We start from the raw sequence: 19636 nt of genomic DNA, 5'->3' as shown, positions 1-19636 counted from the left end.
TAGGGAGAGGAGAAGAAGATGGCAAGAGTTGCACTGGTAACCGGCGGCATGGGCGGTCTCGGCGAGGCGATCTGCATCAAGCTGGCCGCGCTCGGCTACAAGGTGGTGACGACCCATTCCCCGGGCAACACCAAGGCCCAGGAGTGGCTGCAGACCATGAACAACATGGGCTACGGCTTCAAGGCCGTTCCCTGCGACGTGGCGGATTTCGACTCGTGCAAGGCCTGCGTCGAGCAAGTGGTCAAGGAGGTCGGTCCGGTCGACGTGCTGGTCAACAACGCCGGCATCACCCGCGACATGACCTTCAAGAAGATGACCAAGGCCGACTGGGATGCGGTCATCAGCACCAACCTCGACTCCGCCTTCAACATGACCAAGCAGGTCATGGACGGCATGGTCGAGCGCAAGTGGGGCCGCGTGATCAACGTGTCCTCGGTCAACGGCCAGAAGGGCGCCTTCGGCCAGACCAACTACGCCGCGGCCAAGGCCGGCATGCACGGTTTCACCAAGGCGCTGGCGCTGGAAGTGGCGCGTAACGGCGTCACCGTCAACACCATCTCGCCGGGCTACATCGGCACCAAGATGGTGATGGCGATCCCGCAGGAGATCCTCGACTCCAAGATCCTGCCGCAGATCCCGGTGTCTCGCCTGGGCAAGCCGGAAGAGATCGCCGGCCTGGTGGCCTACCTGTCCTCCGACGAGGCGGCCTTCGTGACCGGTGCCAACATCTCGATCAACGGCGGCCAGCACATGTTCTGACCCGTCGGCGGCCGGTTCCGGCTCCGCAACGTGGCGCGCTCCGGTGGAGCGCGCTTTTTTTTGTGCTCGCGGGGCGCGGGAATGGGGCTATTGCATCGCAACATGAGTTGTGAAACAGGGGCTATAATCCGCGCGTGAGGTGGCTGATGCGCTGCCGCATCCACGACCGAAGCGCGTGCCGGCTGTACTGGCCCGCAGGCGGCCTCGGTTTCTACAAATGCTCCTGAAGGATTTCAAGATGTCCAAGAAAATCGCTCTTGTCACCGGCGCCATGGGTGGTCTCGGTACGGCGATCTGCCAGTCGCTTGCCAAGGACGGCTTCAAGGTCGTGGCCAACTGCCTGCCGAACTTCGAGCTAAAGGACGCCTGGCTGTCCGCCCAGCGCGACCTCGGCTTCGACTTCGCCGCCGCCGAAGGCGACGTGTCGAACTACGAGTCGTGCGCGGCGATGGTCGCCAAGATCGAAGCCGACGTCGGTCCGATCGATGTGCTGGTGAACAACGCCGGCATCACCCGCGACAAGTTCTTCCCCAAGATGGAGAAGGGCCAGTGGGATGCGGTGATCAACACCAATCTGAACAGCCTGTTCAACGTCACCCACCACGTCTCTGCGAAGATGGCCGAGCGCGGCTGGGGTCGCATCATCAACATCTCTTCGGTCAATGGCGTCAAGGGTCAGGCGGGCCAGACCAACTACTCGACCGCCAAGGCCGGCGTGCTGGGCTTCACCAAGGCGCTCGCCGCCGAGCTGGCGACCAAGGGTGTGACGGTCAACGCGATCGCCCCGGGCTACATCGGTACCGACATGGTGATGGCGATCCGCGAAGACATCCGCCAGGGCATCATCGACACCGTGCCGATGAAGCGCCTCGGCCGTCCGGACGAGATCGGCGACCTGTGCGCCTACCTCGCCTCCGACAAGGCTGCCTACATCACCGGGGCGACCATCAACATCAACGGTGGCCTGCACATGTGCTGATGTTGCGCCGTGTCATGCGCGAAATCACGCAACCCCGTCGAAAGACGGGGTTTTTTCGTGGTTTCGATGTCGCAGCGCGATATAATTTTTTCGCACAGAGCGAAGACACCGCCGCCGAGGAGACGGAGAAATGCCGGAACAGCAGCGACTGATCAAGAAGTACCCGAACCGCCGTCTGTACGACACGCGGACCAGTTCCTACATCACCCTGGCCGACGTCAAGGACTTGGTGCTCGGTCACGAGCACTTCCAGGTGGTCGATGCGAAGACCGGCGAGGACCTGACGCGCAGCATCCTGCTCCAGATCATCCTCGAGGAAGAGGCGGGGGGCGCGCCGATGTTCACCAGCGACCTGCTCGCGCACATGATCCGCTTCTACGGCAATGCCATGCAGGGCATGATGGGCAAGTACCTCGAGAGCAACATCAAGGCCTTCACCGAGATGCAGGTCAAGCTCCAGGACCAGGCGCGCGCGATCTATGGCGAGAACAGCCCGGTGGGCCAGGACCTGTGGGCGCAGTTCCTCAACTTCCAGGGGCCCGCGCTGCAGAGCATGATGGGCGCCTACGTCGACCAGTCGAAGAAGATGTTCGAGCAGATGCAGACGCAGCTCGAGAGCCAGACGCGCAACATGTTCACCGGCTTCCAGTTCCCGGGCTACGTCCGTCCCGAGGACGCCGAATCCGCCGCGCCCGCCGCGCTCAAGGGCGACGGCAAGAAGTGAGCGGCGCCGCGCGCCGCTGAGGCCGCCGCCGCCCCGACCCGACAGGTTCTTTGCATGACCACCTTCAAGACTTCCGACCTGCCGCGCGTCGGCTTCGTTTCCCTCGGCTGCCCCAAGGCGACGGTCGACTCCGAGCACATCCTTACCCGGCTGCGTGCAGAGGGCTATGCGATCTCGGGCAGTTACGACGACGCCGACCTGGTCGTCGTCAATACCTGCGGCTTCATCGATGCCGCGGTCGAGGAATCGCTCGACGCGATCGGCGAGGCGCTCGCCGAGAACGGGAAGGTCATCGTCACCGGCTGCCTCGGCGCCAAGGACGATGTGATCCTCGCCGCGCATCCGCAGGTGCTCGCGGTCACCGGCCCGCACGCCACCGAGGAGGTCATGCACGCGGTGCATCGCCACCTGCCCAAGCCGCACGACCCGTTCACCGACCTCGTGCCGCCGCAAGGCATCCGCCTGACACCGCAGCATTACGCCTATCTCAAGATCTCCGAGGGCTGCAACCACCGCTGCAGCTTCTGCATCATCCCGTCGATGCGCGGCGACCTCGTCAGCCGTCCGATCCACGAGGTCATGCGCGAGGCCGAGGCGCTCGCCGACGCGGGCGTCAAGGAACTGCTGGTGATCTCGCAGGACACCTCGGCCTATGGCGTGGACGTCAAGTACCGCACCGGCTTCTGGGGCGGGCGCCCGGTGAAGACGCGCCTGCTCGACCTGGCGAAGGCGCTCGGCGAACTCGGCATCTGGATCCGGCTGCATTACGTGTATCCGTATCCGAGCGTGGATGATCTCATCCCGCTGATGGCCGAAGGCAAGATCCTGCCCTACCTCGACGTGCCCTTCCAGCACGCCAGCCCGCGTATCCTCAAGGCCATGAAGCGCCCGGCCAATGCCGAGAACGTGCTCGAGCGCGTGCGCAAGTGGCGCAGCATCTGCCCCGAGCTGACCATCCGCTCGACCTTCATCACCGGCTTCCCCGGCGAGACGGAGGAAGACTTCGAGATGCTGCTGAACTTCCTCGAAGAGGCCCAGCTCGACCGCGTCGGCGCCTTCGCCTATTCGCCGGTCGAGGGCGCGACCGCCAACGAGCTGCCCGGCGCGGTGCCGGACGAGGTGCGCGAGGAACGCCGCGCGCGCCTGATGGACTTCCAGGAGGACATCTCCACCCAGCGCCTCGAGGCCAAGATCGACCGCGAGATGACCGTGCTGGTCGACGAGGTCGACGAGGAGGGCGCGCTCGCGCGCTCGCCGGGCGACGCGCCCGAGATCGACGGCCTGGTCGTCATCCCCGAGGGCGACGGCCTCGCGCCGGGCGACTTCGTGCGGGTGCGCATCACCGACTGCGATGTGCACGACCTCTACGCCGAGCGCATCGAGTAAGGCCGGCATTTCCGTGCCGGAGCCCTCGCCGTGCTGAGCGGGGCGGGCTCTGTCGGGCTGGCCTGCGCCGAGCCCTCGGGTGGCGGGCCGGTGATCGGCCTGGCGCTCGGCAGCGGTGCCGCGCGCGGCTGGGCGCACCTGGGCGTGTTGCTCGAACTCGCGCGTGAAGGCGTGGTGCCGCAGATCATCACCGGCTGCTCGATCGGTGCCTTCGTGGGCGCCGCCGCGGCCTCGGGCGACCTCGACAAGCTGGTGCGCTGGGCCGAGACCCTCAAGTGGCAGGACGTGGTGTCGCTGCTCGACGTGTCGCTGCGCGGGGGGCTCATCAAGGGCCAGAAGCTGATCGACTTCTTCGAGCGCAACTTCGTCGACCGCGACTTCACCGAGCTCGACCAGCGCTTCGCCTGCGTTGCCACCGAACTCTCCACCGGACGCGAGATCTGGCTGCACGAGGGCAGCGTGTCGGCCGCGGTGCGTGCGTCGATCGCGCTCCCCGGGCTGATGACGCCGGTGCTGCACCAGGGCCGCATGTTGGTCGATGGCGGCCTGGTCAATCCGGTGCCGGTGTCGCTGTGCCGCGCGATGGGGGCCGACGTCGTGATCGCGGTGGATCTCGGCTCGGACATGGTGGGGCGCGCCTTCCGGCGCTCGGCGGTCGAGCCTGCGCCGGTCGAGGAGACCGAGGCGGGGTGGACCGAGCGCCTGCTCGCGCGCTTCGGCTTCGCCGCCGAAGCCGAGTCCGGCATGCCCTCGCGGCCCCTGGCTGCGGCCGACAGCCTTCCCTCGCTGGTCTCGGTGATCAGCTCCAGCATCAACATCATGCAGGTGCGCATCGCGCGCAGCCGCCTCGCCGGCGAGCCCGCGGACCTGCTGGTGTCGCCGCGGGTGAGCCAGCTCGGCTTGATGGACTATCACCGCGCCGACGAGGCGATCGCCGAGGGCGTCGCGGCGGTGGCGCGGGTGCGCCCGTTGTTGCGCGAGCTGCTCGGCGGCGCCAACGAGTGAGGATCGGATGAGCGATGAACTGAATGCGCGCCTGCGCGCGATCGTCGGCGCGGCCAACGTGCTCGACGGCGAAACCGACATGGCACCCTTCCTGAGCGACTGGCGCGGGCGCTACCACGGCCGCGCGCGCGCGGTGGTGCGTCCGCGCGATACCGCCGAGGTGGCCGCGGTGGTCGCCGCCTGCGCGCAGGCGGGCGTGGCGATGGTGCCGCAGGGCGGCAACACCGGCCTGTGCGGCGGCGCGACCCCGCTCGCCGATGGCGCGGCGGTGGTGATCAGTCTCGCGCGCCTGGACCGTGTTCGTGCGCTCGACCCCGACAACGACACGCTCACCGTCGAGGCCGGTTGCACGCTCGCCGCGGTACAGGAGGCGGCGCAGGCCGCCGGGCGCCTGTTCCCGCTCTCGCTCGCCTCGGAGGGCAGCTGCCTGATCGGTGGCAACCTGTCGACCAACGCCGGCGGCGTGCAGGTGCTGCGCTACGGCAACACGCGCGACCTGGTGCTCGGGCTCGAGGCGGTGCTGCCCGACGGCCGGGTCTGGGACGGGCTGCGTGCTCTGCGCAAGGACAACACCGGCTACGACCTCAAGCAGCTCTTCATCGGCGCCGAGGGCACCCTGGGCATCGTCACCGCCGCGGTGCTGAAGCTCTTCCCGGCCATCCGCACTCGCGCCACGGCCTGGGTGGCGGTGGCCGACCCGCGCGCGGCGGTGCGCCTGCTCGGGCTCTTGCGGGCAGCCTGCGGCGACCGCGTGAGCGCGTTCGAGATTGTCGGCCGCACGGCGCTCGGGCTCGTGCTCCGGCACATCCCGGGCGCGCGCGATCCGCTCGCCGGTGCGCCGGCGTGGACGGTGCTGGTCGAGCTCTCCGATCCGGCCGTCGATGCGCCGCTCGAGGCCCAACTCGAGGCGGTGCTGGGCGAGGCCGTCGCGCAGGGCCTGGCCAGCGACGCCGCGGTGGCGGCGAGCGTGGCGCAGGCGCGGGCCTTGTGGGCGCTGCGCGAGGACATCTCCGAGGCGCAGCGCATCGAGGGCGTCAGCATCAAGCACGACGTCTCGGTGCCGGTCAGCCGCATCCCCGAGTTCCTCGAACGCGCCGGCGCGGCGCTTGCCGCGCGCTGGCCGGACATTCGCGTGGTGGCCTTCGGGCACATCGGCGACGGCAACCTGCACTACAACCTGTCCAAGGCGGTGGCCGACGACAACGCCACCTTCATTGCACGCACCGCAGAGGTCAATGGCATCGTGCACGACCTGGTTTGCGAACTCGGTGGCTCGATCTCTGCCGAGCACGGTCTCGGCCAGCTCAAGCGCGAGGAGGTGCTGCGCTACAAGCCGGCGCTCGAGATGGAGCTGATGCGGCGGGTGAAGCAGGCCTTCGATCCGGCCGGTTTGATGAATCCGGGCAAGGTGCTGTAGAAAGTTCGGAGAGGGGGTTTACAGGTCCCGGGGAGCGACCTATAATGCGCGCTCTTTGGTGCCGGGGGTATAGCTCAGCTGGGAGAGCGCTTGCATGGCATGCAAGAGGTCAGCGGTTCGATCCCGCTTACCTCCACCAAACTGAAGAATGCAGTCCCCATCGTCTAGAGGCCTAGGACACCGCCCTTTCACGGCGATAACCGGGGTTCGAATCCCCGTGGGGACGCCATACAAGGCGGTCCGGCCAATGGCTGGAAAGCAAGCCGGTGAAAGCCGGGCAGGTCAGCGCGGAGTGGTAGTTCAGTCGGTTAGAATACCGGCCTGTCACGCCGGGGGTCGCGGGTTCGAGTCCCGTCCACTCCGCCAGTTTCAAGAGCAGGGCTTCGGCCTTGCGATGTTTCGGAAGTGACGCTCCGGGGCAGTTGCGGTGGGCTTTTTCAGAAGCTATAATCGCCGACTCGTTGTGGGGGTATAGCTCAGCTGGGAGAGCGCTTGCATGGCATGCAAGAGGTCAGCGGTTCGATCCCGCTTACCTCCACCAAAGGTTTTTTGCAGTAGATAGGCTTGCAGTCCCCATCGTCTAGAGGCCTAGGACACCGCCCTTTCACGGCGATAACCGGGGTTCGAATCCCCGTGGGGACGCCAGAAAAGGCGGTCCGATGTTGCTCGGGTCGCAACCGGCGAAAGCCGGAGCAGGTCAGCGCGGAGTGGTAGTTCAGTCGGTTAGAATACCGGCCTGTCACGCCGGGGGTCGCGGGTTCGAGTCCCGTCCACTCCGCCACCAAAAAAGCCACCGTACGGTTTCCGTGCGGTGGCTTTTTTCCGTCTGCGGCCGCAACGGGCATGCTTCCGTTGGTCCTAGGGGAGGGGCCCGCATGCGCCCCTCCTCGCGCCTTACGCCCCCTGCTTCTTGATGCGGTAGTTCAGCTGCGGCCGCGTCATGCCCAGCAGTCGCGCCGCCGCCGACAGGTTGCCGTTGGCGCGCTCGACCGCGTGCTGCAGCAGGCGCTGCTCGAAGGCGTCGAGCGACATCCCCGAGTCGAGTACAGCCGCGGCGAGATCCTGCTGCGCGCGTCGCGCGGTTTCGAGCCCGCCCTGGGCGCTGAGCGAGTGCTCGCGGGCGTGCTCGTCGAGCGTGCCGATGAAGAGGTGCTCGACCTCGATCTGGCCGTTCTGGGGCGCGAGGATCACGCCGCGCTCGAGCACGTTCTCGAGCTCGCGCACGTTGCCCGGCCAGGCGTGCAGCTTGAGTGCGTGCATCGCCTTGTCGCTGAGGCCGGCGATGCGCTTGCCGTGCAGGGTTTCGAAGCGGCGCACCATGGCCTCGACCAGTGCGGGAATGTCGCCGGTGCGCTCGCGCAGCGGCGGGATGGTGACCGGATAGACGTTGAGGCGGTAGTACAGGTCGCGCCGGAAAGTGCCGGCATTGACCGCCTTCTGCAGGTCGACGTTGGTCGCGGCGACGAGGCGGACGTTGACCTTGCGCGTGCGCTCGTCGCCGAGGCGCTCGATCTCGCCTTCCTGCAGCGCGCGCAGCAATTTGGCCTGCGCGGGCAGCGGCAGCTCGCCGACCTCGTCGAGGAAGAGGGTGCCGCCATGCGCGCGTTCGAACTTGCCCGCGCGCGAGGTGTGCGCGCCGGTGAAGGCGCCGCGTTCGACGCCGAAGAGCTCGGATTCGATCAGCTCGTCGGGCAGCGCGGCGCAGTTGACCGCGACGAAGGCCTCGTCCTTGCGCGCGCTCATCTCGTGCAGGGTACGGGCGAAGCGCTCCTTGCCGACGCCGGTCTCGCCGAGCAGCAACACCGACACGTTCGTGGACGCGGCGCGACCGATGAGGTCGTAGGCGTGCAGGAAGGCGGCGGAGCTGCCGATGAGGTCGGGGGTGCGGCGCGGACAGGAGATCGTGCGGCGCATGGCCTCGATCTCCTCACGCAGCTCGAGCAGGCGGCCGACGATCGAGTCGGCCTGGAAGTAGGGCAGGAGGGTGTCCGCGTCCGGCCAGTCCTCGGCCGGCCGGCCGACGATGCGGCAGTGCTCGTGCCCGGTCGCGGCGCATTCGGTCTCGCGGAAGAGGATGAAGCGTCCGGTGAAGGCGCTGGTGTAGCCGGAAGCGTAGCCGATCATCATCCAGCACACCGGCTCGGCGGACTCGCCGAAGGCCTGCACGTGCGCTTCTGCCTCCCAGGCGTTCTCCCACAGGAATTCGGCGTAGAAGCCGTTGTCCGCACCGCCGAACTCCAGCCGTACGGGCTCGACGCGGGCACAGCCCTCGAGCATGTGCAGCTGCGGTCCCATCACGAAAGCGTCGGCCAGGCCGCTTGCGCTGCGCGTCTTGCGTGCGAGTTCGGCGTCGCGCATGCCCGAGGCGAAGCCCATGCGGGTGAGGATGCGGCGCGCCTGCTCGCGGCCGACCGATTCGATCAGCTCCTTGCGCAGCTCGGCCATCGCGCCGGCGTGCAGCAGCAGCATGCGGTGCTCGCCGAGCCAGATGAGGCCGTCCTCCGCGGCGAAGCGCAGCAGGCTGCGCAGGTCGGCGTTCTCCGGGTATTGGATGCTGGCCAAGGGTCTCCTCCAGGCTGGTTTCGCTCCCGCTCTGCGGCGGTTGGTGTCCGGGATCGTCGTGGTGGCCGGGCGAAGCGCACAGGTTACCTCACGCGGCTGCGCTTCGGGTGGCGAGGAATTCCAACGATTATGTGGAAAATCTCGAGAAAAAGGAATGGGCTGCGGGAATCAAGCGGACCTTTCATCATCCAGCCGATCTTGTCGCTCATCCACGCGCGTCGGGTCCGGCGTCCATCACCGCCCGGGGCGGGAGGATGCGCAAGCGAGGGCGAATGCTGCGCAGCAATAAATAGACTGAATCAAATAATCAACCAGACACTGGGTTTGATCATTTGATGAAGCCGGAAATCCTTGCTTCGGTAGGGCGAATATCGAGAAAGGGGCTAAATCCGGCCATAAGCCGGATTTTTCTGAAATTGGCACGGAACTTGTTAGGTAGTCCCCTGCGGCCAGCCCGTGTTGATCAATCCGAAGGAGTGTGGGCCATGAAGAACAGCGAACCGGCGGTGGACCTGAACCGGAAGTTCGTCCGTCTGATCGAGCGTCGTCCGGACGGTTTCGTGGAATTCGAGTTCGCCATCGGCGACCCCGAGCTGTTCGCGGAGATGTTGCTGCCGTCCGACGCCTACGACTCCTTTTGCCAGTCGAACCACGTCGTCTTCCTGGAGCCCCGCGTGGAGGAAACGAAGGGCGAGGACGAGTCCGGGGACTGGAACTGGAACCTGCATCAAGCCACCCACCAGCGCTTCCGCTGAGCGCCGACAGACGAGTACACAGGAGGAGATTCCATGCAGATCGATTTGCGCACCGTCACCATCAAGCCGCTGCGGCAGACGTTCGACAACATCGCCCGGCGCATCGGCGCGGACAAGCCCGCGTCGCGCTACCAGGAAGGCACGCTGGACATGCAGCAGACGGCGAACTTCCATTACCGCCCGACCTGGGATCCCGAGCACGACATCTACGATGCCTCGCGCACCGCGATCAAGATGGCCGACTGGTACGCCTTCAAGGATCCGCGTCAGTTCTACTACGGCGCCTACACCCTGGCGCGCGCCAAGCAGCAGGACACCGCCGAGGCCAACTTCGACTTCGTAGAGAATCGCGGCCTGGCCGCAACCCTGCCCGAGTCGGTGCGCAAGACCGTGCTCGAGCTGCTGCTGCCGCTGCGCCACGTGGCCTGGGGCTCGAACATGAACAACGCGAGCGTCTGTGCCTACAGCTACGGCACGGGCTTCTCGCAGCCGCACATCTACCAGGCGATGGACCAGCTCGGGATCGCCCAGTACCTCACCCGCGTCGGCCTGCTGCTCGGCGACGTCGAGTCGCTGGACGAGGCCAAGCGCGCCTGGATGGACGATGACGCCTGGCAGGGCCTGCGCCGCTACGTCGAGGATTCCTTCGTGATCAAGGACCCGGTGGAGCTCTTCGTGGCGCAGAACGTCGCGCTCGACGGCCTGCTCTACCCGCTGGTGTACGAAACCATCATCGACGACGTGCTGTCGTCCCAGGGGGGCACGCCGGTGGCGATGCTCACCCAGTTCATGACCGACTGGTTCACCGAGACCCGGAAGTGGGTCGACGCCACGGTGAAGATCGCCGCGGCCGAGTCGCCCGAGAACAAGGAAGTCATGGCGCGCTGGCTGAGCCAGTGGCGTGATCGCTCGGCCGCAGCGCTGCTGCCGGTCGCGCGCATCGCCCTCGGCGACCGCTCGGACGAAGTCCTCGGCGAAGTCGTCCAGCAATTCAACGCGCGCATGGCCAAGGCCGGCGTCGCCCTCTGAGCGGAGCATTCAATGTCGACCGTATTTCTCGCATTGCAGACCAACGAAGACACCCGCCCGATCATCGAGGCGATCCTGCAGGACAACCCCGGCGCCGTCGTGGATGAGCAGCCGGCGATGGTGAAGATCAACGCCGACGGCCGCCTCGTCGTGCGTCGCGAGACCATCGAGGAGCTCATCGGCCGCGACTACGACCTGCAGGAGCTGCAGGTCAACATGATCACCATGTCGGGCAACCTCGATCAGACCGACGACGAAATCACCCTGTTCTGGAAATCCTGAGACCCCGAGGAGACACGAAAATGGACATGCAAGTCGCCAAGAAGAAGCTCGGCCTGAAAGAGCGCTATGCCGTGATGACGCGGGGCCTGGACTGGACCCCGTCCTACCAGAAGATGGAAGACATCTACCCCTACATCGCCTACGAGGGGATCAAGATCCACGACTGGGACAAGTGGGAAGACCCCTTCCGCCTGACCATGGACGCGTACTGGAAGTACCAGGCCGAGAAGGAGCGCAAGCTGTACGCGATCATCGACGCCTTCAATCAGAACAACGGCCACCTCAACGTCACCGACGCGCGCTACATCAACACCATCAAGCTCTTCATCAGCGGCATCAGCCCGCTCGAGTACGTCGCCCACCGCGGCTTCGCCCACGCCGGCCGCGCCTTCCCGGGCCCGGGGCCGCGCGTCGCCTGCCTGATGCAGTCGCTCGACGAGATCCGCCATGCGCAGACGCAGGTGCACTCGATCTCGAACTACAACAAGTACTACAACGGCATGCACGACTTCCACCAGGCGCACGACCGCGTGTGGTTCCTGTCGGTGCCCAAGAGCTTCTTCGACGACGCGATCACCGCCGGCCCCTTCGAGTTCATGGTCTCGATCGGCTTCTCGTTCGAGTACGTGCTCACCAACCTGCTGTTCGTGCCCTTCGTCTCGGGCGCGGCCTACAACGGCGACATGGGCACGATGACCTTCGGCTTCTCGGCGCAGTCCGACGAGGCGCGCCACATGACGCTGGGCCTGGAGGTGATCAAGTTCATCCTCGAGCAAGACCCGGCCAACGTTCCGATCGTGCAGCGCTGGATCGACAAGTGGACCTGGCGCGGCTACCGCGTGCTGACGCTGGTCGCGATGATGATGGACTACATGCTGCCCAAGCGCACGATGAGCTGGAAGGAGGCCTGGGAGGTGTATTTCGAGGAGAACGGCGGCGCGCTGTTCAAGGATCTCGCGCGCTACGGCATCAAGATGCCCAAATGCGCCGAGCAGATCGCCCTGGAGAAGGATCACCTGTCGCACCAGGCCTGGAGCACCTTCTACAACTACGCCGCGGCCGCCAACTTCCACACCTGGATGCCGGACGAGGACGAGATGGCGTGGCTGGCGGCGAAGTATCCGGCGAGCTTCGACAAGCACTACCGTCCGCGCTACGAGTTCTGGCGCGAGCAGGCCGCCAAGGGCAACCGTTTCTACAACAAGACGCTGCCCATGCTGTGCCAGACCTGCCAGATCCCGATGATCTTCACCGAGCCGGGCGACGCGACCAAGATCTGCTACCGCGAGGTCGATTACAAGGGCGACAAGTACCACTTCTGCTCCGACCACTGCAAGGAGATCTTCGAGCACGAGCCGGAGAAGTACGTCCAGGCCTGGCTGCCGGTGCACCAGATCTACCAGGGCAACTGCTTCCCCGAGGGCACCGACCCGACGGTGGAGGGCTTCGATCCGCTCGCCGCGGTGCTGGAGTACTACAAGCTCGAGCACGGTCGCGACAACCTCGACTTCGACGTGTCCGAGGACAAGAAGAACTTCGCCGAGTGGCGCGGCCAGGCCACGAAGAACATCTGAGCCAGCGGTGCCGCGGGCCGGCTCCGGCCCGCGGCCTTCGACAAGACACCAGGAGACAAGACATGAGCGTTGCCGCCCTCAAGGCCTACGATTTCCCCGCCGCCGACACCCAGGACAAGTTCCACGGCGCCCAGCTGCTGTACATCGGCTGGGAAGACCACCTGCTGTTCTGCGCGCCCTTCGCCTTCCCCTTCCCGCCGACCATGCGCTTCGGCGACGTCGTCGCCGGGCCGATGCAGGCCGCCTTCGGCTACCACCCCGACTACGCGCAGATCGACTGGGCGAAGGCCGAGTGGTTCAAGTCGGGCAAGCCGTTCGCGCCCGACTTCGACAAGTCGCTGGCCGAGAACGGGCTCAGGCACAAGGACGTGATCCGCTTCCGCACGCCCGGCCTCACCGGCATCAAGGGCTCCTGCAGCTGATCGCCCCCCACGGGGTGCGGCGCGCGCCGCACCCCGCGCACCCCGCCAGAGAACGCACAAGAACGGAAGCGCACCATGAGCTACGAACTGACGATTGAACCGATCGGCCAGACGATCGAGGTGGAGGAGGGCCAGACCATCCTCGACGCCGCCCTGCGCGCGGGGATCTGGCTGCCCCACGCCTGCTGCCACGGCCTGTGCGCCACCTGCAAGGTGCAGGTGCTCGACGGCGAGATCGACCACGGCGAGGCCTCCAGCTTCGCGCTGATGGACTTCGAGCGCGACGAGGGCAAGACGCTGGCCTGTTGCGCCCGCCTCGAGTCCGACGTGACCATCGAGGCCGAGATCGAAGAAGATCCCGACGCCGAGTCGATCCCGGTGCGCGACTTCCCCGGCACCGTGACGCGGATCGAGGCGCTGACGCCGACGATCAAGGCGGTCTTCATCGAGACCGACGAGCCGATGCATTTCCAGGCCGGCCAGTACATCAACTTCTTCCTCGAGGGCGGGGAATACAGCCGCGCCTTCTCGCTCGCCAACCCGCCGTCCACCGGCCGCGAGGTCGAGCTCAACATCCGCATCGTGCCCGGCGGCCGCGGCACGACCTGGGTCCACGAGCAGCTTCAGGTCGGTGAGCGCGTGCGCCTGTCCGGTCCCTACGGACGCTTCTTCGTGCGCAAGTCGGCGCCCGAGGCGCTGCTGTTCATGGCCGGGGGCTCGGGTCTGTCGAGCCCGCGCTCGATGATCCTCGACCTGCTCGAGGCCGGCGACACACGGCAGATGACCCTGGTGTACGGCCAGCGCAACCGCGCCGAGCTCTACTACCACGACGAATTCCTCGCCCTCGCGGCGAAGCACTCCAACTTCACCTACGTGCCGGCGCTGTCCGACGAGCCCGCGGATTCGGGCTGGGAAGGCTTCCGCGGCTATGTGCACGAGGCGGCGACGGCACACTTCGACAACGACTTCCGCGGCCACAAGGCCTACCTGTGCGGCCCGCCGCTGATGATCGACGCCTGCATCACCGCGCTGATGCAGGGACGCCTGTTCGAGCGCGACATCTACATGGAGAAGTTCTTCTCCGCGGCGGACGTGCAGCAGGTACGCAGCCCGCTGTTCAAGAAGATCTGAGACGGGCGAGGACGGACGGATGAGCATCATGTCCAGCGCGCAACCGGCGGCGCCAGCGACCGCTGCGGACGATCCGGAGATCGGCCGCAGCATCCACGCGGCCGGCATCCTGACCAACTACCACGACCTCGGCGAGGGCTTTCCCGCGCTCTTCATCCACGGCTCGGGTCCCGGCGTCTCCGCCTGGGCCAACTGGCGCCTGGTGCTGGCGCCGCTCGCGCAGCGCATGCGGGTGATCGCGCCCGACATGGCGGGCTTCGGCTTCACCGAGCGGCGTGCCGACCTGCGCTACGACATCGACACCTGGGTCGCGCAGGCGCTCGGGCTGATGGATGCGCTCGGGCTGGAGCGGGCAGACGTGGTGGGCAACTCCTTCGGCGGCGCGCTCGCGTTGGCGCTGGCGATCCGCCACCCGCAGCGCGTGCGCCGGCTGGTGCTGATGGGCAGCGTGGGCGTGCACTTTCCGATCACGCCGGGGCTGGACGCGGTGTGGGGCTACACACCCTCGTTCGAGAACATGCGCCGGATCATGGACTGCTTCGCCTGGGACCGCAGCCTGGTGAACGACGAGCTCGCCGAACTGCGCTACCGCGCCAGCGTCCGCCCGGGCTTCCAGGAGTCCTTCGCGAGCATGTTCCCCGCGCCGCGCCAGCGCTGGGTCGATGCGCTCGCCAGTCGCGAGGAGGACATCCGCGCGCTGCCGCACGAGACCCTGATCATCCATGGCCGCGACGACCAGGTGATTCCGCTGCAGACCTCGGAGACCCTGCTACGCTGGATCGAGCGCGCACAACTTCACGTGTTCGGCCGCTGCGGGCACTGGACGCAGATCGAGCACTCCACGCGCTTCGTGCGTCTGGTCGGCGACTTCCTCTGCGAGGAGGGCGAGCGCCGAGCCTGGCCGGCGGCAGGGCGGGCTGAAGGCGGTACTTGAAGGCTTCGTGGCGCGCGCCCGCAGGGCGGCACGGGCCACGGCAGGATCCGTCGAACGACGGATGAAGATCGAGCAAACCGACCCGGGCGGGCGTGCCGTCCCGGGCATATCAAGAGAGGAGCAGACAACATGGCAATGACAGGCGTACTTCGTCCGGGACACATCTCCCTGCGTGTCCTCGACCTCGAGGAAGGCATCAACTTCTACAAGAACACCCTCGGCCTGGTCGAAACCGGCCGCGACGGCCAGGGCCGCGTCTACTTCAAGGCCTGGGACGAGCGCGAGCACAACAGCGTACTGATCCGCGAGGCCGAGAGCGCCGGCGTGGACTTCTTCGCCTTCAAGGTCGCCGACAAGGCGACGCTCGACAAGCTCGACGCCGACCTGCAGGCCTTCGGCCTGAAGACCGAGCGCATACCCGCCGGCGAGATGCTCGAGACCGGCGAGCGCGTGCGCTTCGAGGTGCCGTCGGGCCACCTGATCGAGCTCTATGCCGAGAAGACCGACATCGGCAACGGCCAGTCCTATGTGAACCCGGACCCGTGGATCCCGGATGCCGAGCGTGGCATCGCGCCCTCGCGCATGGACCACTGCCTGCTGTACGGGCCGGACATCGAGAAGGTGCAGGAGATCTTCGAGAAGGTGCTCGGCTTCTACCTCGTCGAGCACGTGGTGATGGAAGACGGCAAGACGGACCTGGCGATCTGGCTGTCGTGCTCGACCAAGGCCCACGACATCGCCTTCGTGCGCCACCCCGAGCCGGGCAAGCTGCACCACATCTCGTTCAAGCTCGACAGCTGGGAGAAGGTGCTGCGCGCGGCCGACATCATGTCGATGAACCGCATCTCGATCGACATCGGCCCGACCCGCCACGGCATCACCCGCGGCACCACGATCTATGCCTTCGACCCCTCGGGCAACCGCTTCGAGACCTTCTGCGGCGGCTACGACACCTACCCCGACTACAAGACCATCACGTGGACCTGGGACGAGGTGGGCGCCGGGATCTTCTATCACGACCGCAAGCTCAACGAGCGCTTCCTGAGCGTGGTGTCCTGACCGCGGCCGCGCCGGCGCTCCCTGCCGATCGGGCAGGGGCGCCGGTGGGCGCGCAGGCAGGTTGAACGGGGCGTGCGTCCGGCGAACTCAGGACTTGTGCTTGCCGGCGAAGAACTCCGCCGGAAGCAGCTTTACCGCGTCGAGCGTGCGCAGCACGTGCTCGGTGAGGATGGAGGTCGCGCGCGTGGTGTCGCGTGCCAGGCTGGCGTTGAACAAGGCCTGGTGCTCGGCGTGGATGTCGCGCGGGATCGGATGGCTGAACAGGCTCAGGCGCCGGTAGCGCTCGGACTGCTGGTAGAGGATGTGCTGGAAATGACGGATCCAGCGCGAGGGCGACGCGGCAATCAGTGCCTCGTGGAAGGCGCGGTTGCGCCGCTCCCACTCCTCGGCGGCCAGCGAGTCGTGGTCGCCGAGCTTTTGCTCGGCGCGAGAGAGGCGGTGGAAAGCCGCGACCACGGAGGCCTCCCAGTCCTCGCCGCCGAGCTGCAGCGACTGGCGCAGGGCTTCGGTCTCGAGCAGCAGGCGGGTGCGGGTGATGTCCTCGAAGTCCTCGATGGAAATCGGCGAGACGCGGAAGCCGCGTTGTCCCTGGGCGACCACCAGGGCGTCGGTGACGAGCAGGAGGAGGGCCTCGCGCAGGGTGCCGGCGCCGACCTCGTAGCGGTCCTTGAGATGTTCGACGCGAAGTTTCTCGCCGGGCGGGTGAACGCCCTCGATGATGTCCCGGCGCAGGCGCTGGTAGGCCCCCTCGACGAGGGTCTTGGGCTCGACGGCCTCCGGTGTTCTTTGCGGAACGGCTTCGTTCATGATTGCGAAAATGTTGGAAACACCCCGGTTCCCGATTCTATCCGAGCGGGATGGAATTAGCTTCTTCTATAAATCTCGAGAAAAATCCTTGACGTCGACATTGCCCTGGCCTATCTTCAAAAACATTACAAATCAAACCTGAACCACAGGAGCTCACCCGATGAAAGTCGCTGTTCCTCAGGCCACCATCAGCTGGGAGGCGGCACATGCCGCCGTCGCCGCCGCGGTCGAGAAGGCCGAGGCGCTCGGGGTGCGGATCAACGTCGGTGTTGCCGACGCCTCCGGCAACCTCGTCGCTTTCCTGCGCATGCCCGGCGCCTTCCCGCAGTCGATCGCGATCGCCATCGACAAGGCCTACACCGCCGGCGGCTTCGGCTTCCCGACCGGGAAGTGGATGGACGTGTGCGCCGGCAACGAGGGCATGAAGCTGGGCTTCTCGGCACAGCCGCGGCTGGTCGTGTTCGGCGGCGGCCTGCCGATCCGCGTCGGCGGCGAGCTGGTCGGCGGCATCGGCGTCTCGGGTGCCTCCGAGGACCAGGATGGCATCTGCGCACGCGCAGGGCTGCTCGCGATCGGCGCCGACGACGTCGAGCCCTGAGCGGCGAGTTCTTTTTTTCGTCCGCACTGCGGGCATCTCCCGGTTGCAGTCGTGCGGCGGTCCGTCTCTCTCCCCTCTCCCCGGACCGTCGCGCGGCCTGCATTCCTGGAAACGACTCAACCCCAAAGGAAGACAGGCATGAACAAGATCAAGTGTGCGCTGATCGGACCGGGCAACATCGGCACCGACCTGCTCTACAAGCTCAAGCGTAGCCCGGTGCTCGAGCCGGTGTGGATGGTGGGCATCGACGCCACCTCCGAAGGCCTCGCGCGCGCGCGCGAGCTCGGCCTCAAGACCACCGCCGACGGCGTCGACGGGCTGCTGCCGCATGTGAAGGCCGACGGCGTGCAGATCGCCTTCGACGCCACCTCGGCCTATGTGCATGCCGAGAACAGCCGCAAGCTCAACGAGCTCGGCGTGCTGATGATCGACCTCACCCCGGCCGCGATCGGCCCCTTCTGCGTGCCGCCGGTGAACCTCGTCGAGCACGTCGGCAAGGGTGAGATGAACGTGAACATGGTCACCTGCGGTGGCCAGGCCACGATCCCGATGGTCGCGGCGGTGTCGCGCGTGCAGCCGGTGGCCTACGGCGAGATCGTCGCCACCGTGTCCTCCAAGAGTGCCGGGCCCGGCACGCGCAAGAACATCGACGAATTCACCCGCACCACTGCCGGCGCGGTCGAGAAGGTGGGCGGCGCCAGGAAGGGCAAGGCCATCATCATCCTGAATCCGGCCGAACCGCCGCTGATCATGCGCGACACGGTGCATTGCCTCACCGAAACCGAACCCGACCGCGAGAAGATCACCGCCTCGATCCACGCCATGATCCAGGAAGTGCAGAAGTACGTGCCCGGCTACCGCCTGGTCAATGGCCCGGTGTTCGACGGCAACCGCGTCTCCGTCTTCCTGGAAGTCGAAGGCCTGGGCGACTACCTGCCCAAGTACGCCGGCAACCTCGACATCATGACTGCGGCCGGCGCGCGCACCGCCGAGATGTTCGCCGAGGAGATCCTCGCCGGGCGTCTGCAGCTCGAATCCAACCGCGCCACGATGGTGGCCTGAGCGCCCCGGCACAAGGAGATGAACATGGAACTTCGCGGCAAGAAGATCACCGTCCACGACATGACCCTGCGGGACGGCATGCACCCCAAGCGCCACCTGATGACGCTCGAGCAGATGAAATCGATCGCCACCGGGCTCGATGCGGCGGGCGTACCGCTGATCGAGGTCACCCACGGCGACGGCCTCGGTGGCAGCTCGGTCAATTACGGCTTCCCGGCGCACAGCGACGAGGAATACCTCGGCACCGTGATCCCGCTGATGAAGCAGGCCAAGGTCTCGGCGCTGCTGCTGCCGGGCATCGGCACCGTCGATCACCTCAAGATGGCGCACGAGCTCGGCGTGTCCACCATCCGCGTCGCCACCCACTGCACCGAGGCCGACGTCTCCGAGCAGCACATCGGCATGGCGCGCAAGCTGGGCATGGACACCGTCGGCTTCCTGATGATGGCGCACATGAACAGCCCCGAAGGCCTGGTCACGCAGGCCAGGCTGATGGAGAGCTACGGCGCCAACTGCATCTACGTCACCGACTCGGCCGGCCACCTGCTGCCCGACACGGTGAAGGCACGCCTGTCCGCGGTGCGTGACGCGCTCAAGCCCGAGACCGAACTCGGCTTCCACGGCCACCACAACCTCGCCATGGGCGTGGCCAACAGCCTGGCCGCGCTGGAAGTGGGTGCCACCCGCATCGACGCGGCCGCCGCGGGCCTGGGTGCCGGCGCGGGCAACACCCCGCTGGAGGTCTTCATCGCGGTGTGCGACCTGATGGGCATCGAGACCGGCGTGGATGTGTTCAAGATCCAGGACGTGGCCGAAGACCTGGTGGTGCCGATCATGGACTTCCCGATCCGCATCGACCGCGATGCGCTCACGCTCGGCTACGCCGGGGTGTACGGCTCCTTCCTGCTGTTCGCCAAGCGCGCCGAGAAGAAGTACGGCGTGCCGGCGCGCGAGATCCTGGTCGAGATGGGCAAGCGCGGCATGGTCGGCGGCCAGGAAGACATGATCGAGGACACCGCGCTCAACCTCGCCAAGGCGCGCGGCCTGGCGGTGTGAGTCGCCGCCGGTGCGGCGCGGGCCGCACCGGTCGTTTTCCGCGGGCCGGACGCCGGGGGCGCCGGCTCGCAATAGTTCGACAACCGGAGGAAGAG

General features: G+C 66.7%; 19 protein-coding genes and 6 tRNA genes. 23 read left to right on the top strand and 2 right to left on the bottom strand.

All coding sequences use genetic code 11. The features are described 5' to 3' along the window. Positions 1–18 precede the first annotated feature (18 nt). From phbB to C665_RS01090, 12 genes are all read left to right on the top strand, one after another. Positions 19–759, top strand: a complete 741-nt coding sequence (gene phbB / locus C665_RS01145) for an acetoacetyl-CoA reductase (RefSeq protein ID WP_004266007.1) — start codon at positions 19–21, stop codon at positions 757–759. A 238-nt stretch (positions 760–997) separates the two neighbouring features. Further along, on the top strand, positions 998–1738 hold the full coding sequence (locus C665_RS01140) for a beta-ketoacyl-ACP reductase (protein ID WP_004266003.1): 741 nt from the start codon (positions 998–1000) through the stop codon (positions 1736–1738). A 130-nt stretch (positions 1739–1868) separates the two neighbouring features. Then, positions 1869–2462, top strand: a complete 594-nt coding sequence (gene phaR, locus C665_RS01135; RefSeq protein WP_004266001.1) for a polyhydroxyalkanoate synthesis repressor PhaR — start codon at positions 1869–1871, stop codon at positions 2460–2462. A 54-nt stretch (positions 2463–2516) separates the two neighbouring features. Then, a complete protein-coding gene (rimO, locus tag C665_RS01130; protein WP_004265999.1) occupies positions 2517–3848 on the top strand; it encodes a 30S ribosomal protein S12 methylthiotransferase RimO in 1332 nt (443 codons plus the stop codon). A gap of 30 nt (positions 3849–3878) precedes the next feature. Further along, a complete protein-coding gene (gene rssA / locus C665_RS01125; protein WP_004265997.1) occupies positions 3879–4853 on the top strand; it encodes a patatin-like phospholipase RssA in 975 nt (324 codons plus the stop codon). Positions 4854–4860: 7 nt separating this feature from the next. After that, positions 4861–6270 carry an FAD-binding oxidoreductase gene (locus tag C665_RS01120; protein ID WP_004265996.1) on the top strand — a complete coding sequence of 470 codons (1410 nt, stop codon included), beginning with the start codon at positions 4861–4863 and terminating at the stop codon, positions 6268–6270. Between the two features lie 63 nt (positions 6271–6333). Further along, a tRNA-Ala gene (locus C665_RS01115) sits at positions 6334–6409 on the top strand. Positions 6410–6423: 14 nt separating this feature from the next. Then, positions 6424–6499: transfer RNA gene (locus C665_RS01110), tRNA-Glu, on the top strand. Between the two features lie 60 nt (positions 6500–6559). Beyond that, a tRNA-Asp gene (locus tag C665_RS01105) sits at positions 6560–6636 on the top strand. A 99-nt stretch (positions 6637–6735) separates the two neighbouring features. Further along, positions 6736–6811 (top strand) — tRNA-Ala (locus C665_RS01100). 28 nt (positions 6812–6839) lie between these two features. After that, positions 6840–6915, top strand: a tRNA-Glu gene (locus tag C665_RS01095). Between the two features lie 59 nt (positions 6916–6974). Next, positions 6975–7051 (top strand) — tRNA-Asp (locus C665_RS01090). Between the two features lie 113 nt (positions 7052–7164). Here C665_RS01090 and C665_RS01085 read toward each other — a convergent pair. After that, complete coding sequence (locus tag C665_RS01085) at positions 7165–8832, bottom strand: sigma-54-dependent Fis family transcriptional regulator (RefSeq protein ID WP_004265994.1); 1668 nt, start codon at positions 8830–8832, stop codon at positions 7165–7167. A 485-nt stretch (positions 8833–9317) separates the two neighbouring features. On the opposite strand from C665_RS01085, the gene C665_RS01080 reads away from it, so the two are divergent. The 8 genes from C665_RS01080 (at position 9318) to C665_RS01045 (ending at position 16018) form a co-directional block, all read left to right on the top strand. Then, positions 9318–9587, top strand: coding sequence for a phenol hydroxylase subunit (locus C665_RS01080; RefSeq protein ID WP_004265992.1), 270 nt, complete (start codon positions 9318–9320; stop codon positions 9585–9587). Positions 9588–9620: 33 nt separating this feature from the next. After that, a complete protein-coding gene (locus tag C665_RS01075; protein ID WP_004265991.1) occupies positions 9621–10616 on the top strand; it encodes an aromatic/alkene monooxygenase hydroxylase subunit beta in 996 nt (331 codons plus the stop codon). Between the two features lie 12 nt (positions 10617–10628). Then, positions 10629–10898 (top strand): MmoB/DmpM family protein, encoded by a 270-nt coding sequence (locus C665_RS01070; protein WP_004265988.1) that lies wholly within the window; start codon positions 10629–10631, stop codon positions 10896–10898. Positions 10899–10918: 20 nt separating this feature from the next. Further along, positions 10919–12472, top strand: a complete 1554-nt coding sequence (locus tag C665_RS01065; RefSeq protein WP_004265985.1) for an aromatic/alkene/methane monooxygenase hydroxylase/oxygenase subunit alpha — start codon at positions 10919–10921, stop codon at positions 12470–12472. Positions 12473–12534: 62 nt separating this feature from the next. Further along, positions 12535–12894 carry a phenol hydroxylase subunit P4 gene (locus C665_RS01060; RefSeq protein WP_004265975.1) on the top strand — a complete coding sequence of 120 codons (360 nt, stop codon included), beginning with the start codon at positions 12535–12537 and terminating at the stop codon, positions 12892–12894. 75 nt (positions 12895–12969) lie between these two features. Next, positions 12970–14025, top strand: coding sequence for an NADH:ubiquinone reductase (Na(+)-transporting) subunit F (locus C665_RS01055; RefSeq protein WP_004265972.1), 1056 nt, complete (start codon positions 12970–12972; stop codon positions 14023–14025). Between the two features lie 19 nt (positions 14026–14044). Beyond that, positions 14045–14959: an alpha/beta fold hydrolase gene (locus C665_RS01050; RefSeq protein WP_004265969.1), complete on the top strand. Its 915-nt coding sequence runs from the start codon at positions 14045–14047 to the stop codon at positions 14957–14959. A gap of 129 nt (positions 14960–15088) precedes the next feature. Beyond that, a complete protein-coding gene (locus tag C665_RS01045; RefSeq protein WP_004265966.1) occupies positions 15089–16018 on the top strand; it encodes a catechol 2,3-dioxygenase in 930 nt (309 codons plus the stop codon). An 87-nt stretch (positions 16019–16105) separates the two neighbouring features. Here C665_RS01045 and C665_RS01040 read toward each other — a convergent pair whose 3' ends face one another. After that, positions 16106–16825 (bottom strand): FCD domain-containing protein, encoded by a 720-nt coding sequence (locus C665_RS01040; protein ID WP_004265939.1) that lies wholly within the window; start codon positions 16823–16825, stop codon positions 16106–16108. 160 nt (positions 16826–16985) lie between these two features. Here C665_RS01040 and C665_RS01035 point away from each other — a divergent pair, with 160 nt between their 5' ends. From C665_RS01035 to dmpG, 3 genes are all read left to right on the top strand, one after another. Further along, positions 16986–17423, top strand: a complete 438-nt coding sequence (locus tag C665_RS01035) for a GlcG/HbpS family heme-binding protein (RefSeq protein WP_004265936.1) — start codon at positions 16986–16988, stop codon at positions 17421–17423. 138 nt (positions 17424–17561) lie between these two features. Further along, positions 17562–18485, top strand: coding sequence for an acetaldehyde dehydrogenase (acetylating) (locus C665_RS01030; RefSeq protein WP_004265933.1), 924 nt, complete (start codon positions 17562–17564; stop codon positions 18483–18485). Positions 18486–18509: 24 nt separating this feature from the next. Next, complete coding sequence (gene dmpG / locus C665_RS01025) at positions 18510–19541, top strand: 4-hydroxy-2-oxovalerate aldolase (protein ID WP_004265916.1); 1032 nt, start codon at positions 18510–18512, stop codon at positions 19539–19541. The last annotated feature ends 95 nt before the right edge of the window (positions 19542–19636 follow it).

Origin of the sequence: Thauera aminoaromatica S2 (genome assembly GCF_000310185.1) — a bacterium.
Lineage (GTDB): Bacteria > Pseudomonadota > Gammaproteobacteria > Burkholderiales > Rhodocyclaceae > Thauera > Thauera aminoaromatica.
Note: the sequence above shows the minus strand (reverse complement) of the source record. Positions and strands in the feature narration are given on the sequence as shown.

Bases quoted from the DNA above. Each gene is read 5' to 3' on its own strand.
- phbB (WP_004266007.1), top strand. From the start codon at position 19: ATGGCAAGAGTTGCACTGGTAACCGGCGGCATGGGCGGTCTCGGCGAG.
- C665_RS01140 (WP_004266003.1), top strand. From the start codon at position 998: ATGTCCAAGAAAATCGCTCTTGTCACCGGCGCCATGGGTGGTCTCGGT.
- phaR (WP_004266001.1), top strand. From the start codon at position 1,869: ATGCCGGAACAGCAGCGACTGATCAAGAAGTACCCGAACCGCCGTCTG.
- rimO (WP_004265999.1), top strand. From the start codon at position 2,517: ATGACCACCTTCAAGACTTCCGACCTGCCGCGCGTCGGCTTCGTTTCC.
- C665_RS01120 (WP_004265996.1), top strand. From the start codon at position 4,861: ATGAGCGATGAACTGAATGCGCGCCTGCGCGCGATCGTCGGCGCGGCC.
- C665_RS01080 (WP_004265992.1), top strand. From the start codon at position 9,318: ATGAAGAACAGCGAACCGGCGGTGGACCTGAACCGGAAGTTCGTCCGT.
- C665_RS01075 (WP_004265991.1), top strand. From the start codon at position 9,621: ATGCAGATCGATTTGCGCACCGTCACCATCAAGCCGCTGCGGCAGACG.
- C665_RS01070 (WP_004265988.1), top strand. From the start codon at position 10,629: ATGTCGACCGTATTTCTCGCATTGCAGACCAACGAAGACACCCGCCCG.
- C665_RS01065 (WP_004265985.1), top strand. From the start codon at position 10,919: ATGGACATGCAAGTCGCCAAGAAGAAGCTCGGCCTGAAAGAGCGCTAT.
- C665_RS01060 (WP_004265975.1), top strand. From the start codon at position 12,535: ATGAGCGTTGCCGCCCTCAAGGCCTACGATTTCCCCGCCGCCGACACC.
- C665_RS01055 (WP_004265972.1), top strand. From the start codon at position 12,970: ATGAGCTACGAACTGACGATTGAACCGATCGGCCAGACGATCGAGGTG.
- C665_RS01050 (WP_004265969.1), top strand. From the start codon at position 14,045: ATGAGCATCATGTCCAGCGCGCAACCGGCGGCGCCAGCGACCGCTGCG.
- C665_RS01045 (WP_004265966.1), top strand. From the start codon at position 15,089: ATGGCAATGACAGGCGTACTTCGTCCGGGACACATCTCCCTGCGTGTC.
- C665_RS01040 (WP_004265939.1), bottom strand. From the start codon at position 16,825: ATGAACGAAGCCGTTCCGCAAAGAACACCGGAGGCCGTCGAGCCCAAG.
- C665_RS01035 (WP_004265936.1), top strand. From the start codon at position 16,986: ATGAAAGTCGCTGTTCCTCAGGCCACCATCAGCTGGGAGGCGGCACAT.
- C665_RS01030 (WP_004265933.1), top strand. From the start codon at position 17,562: ATGAACAAGATCAAGTGTGCGCTGATCGGACCGGGCAACATCGGCACC.
- dmpG (WP_004265916.1), top strand. From the start codon at position 18,510: ATGGAACTTCGCGGCAAGAAGATCACCGTCCACGACATGACCCTGCGG.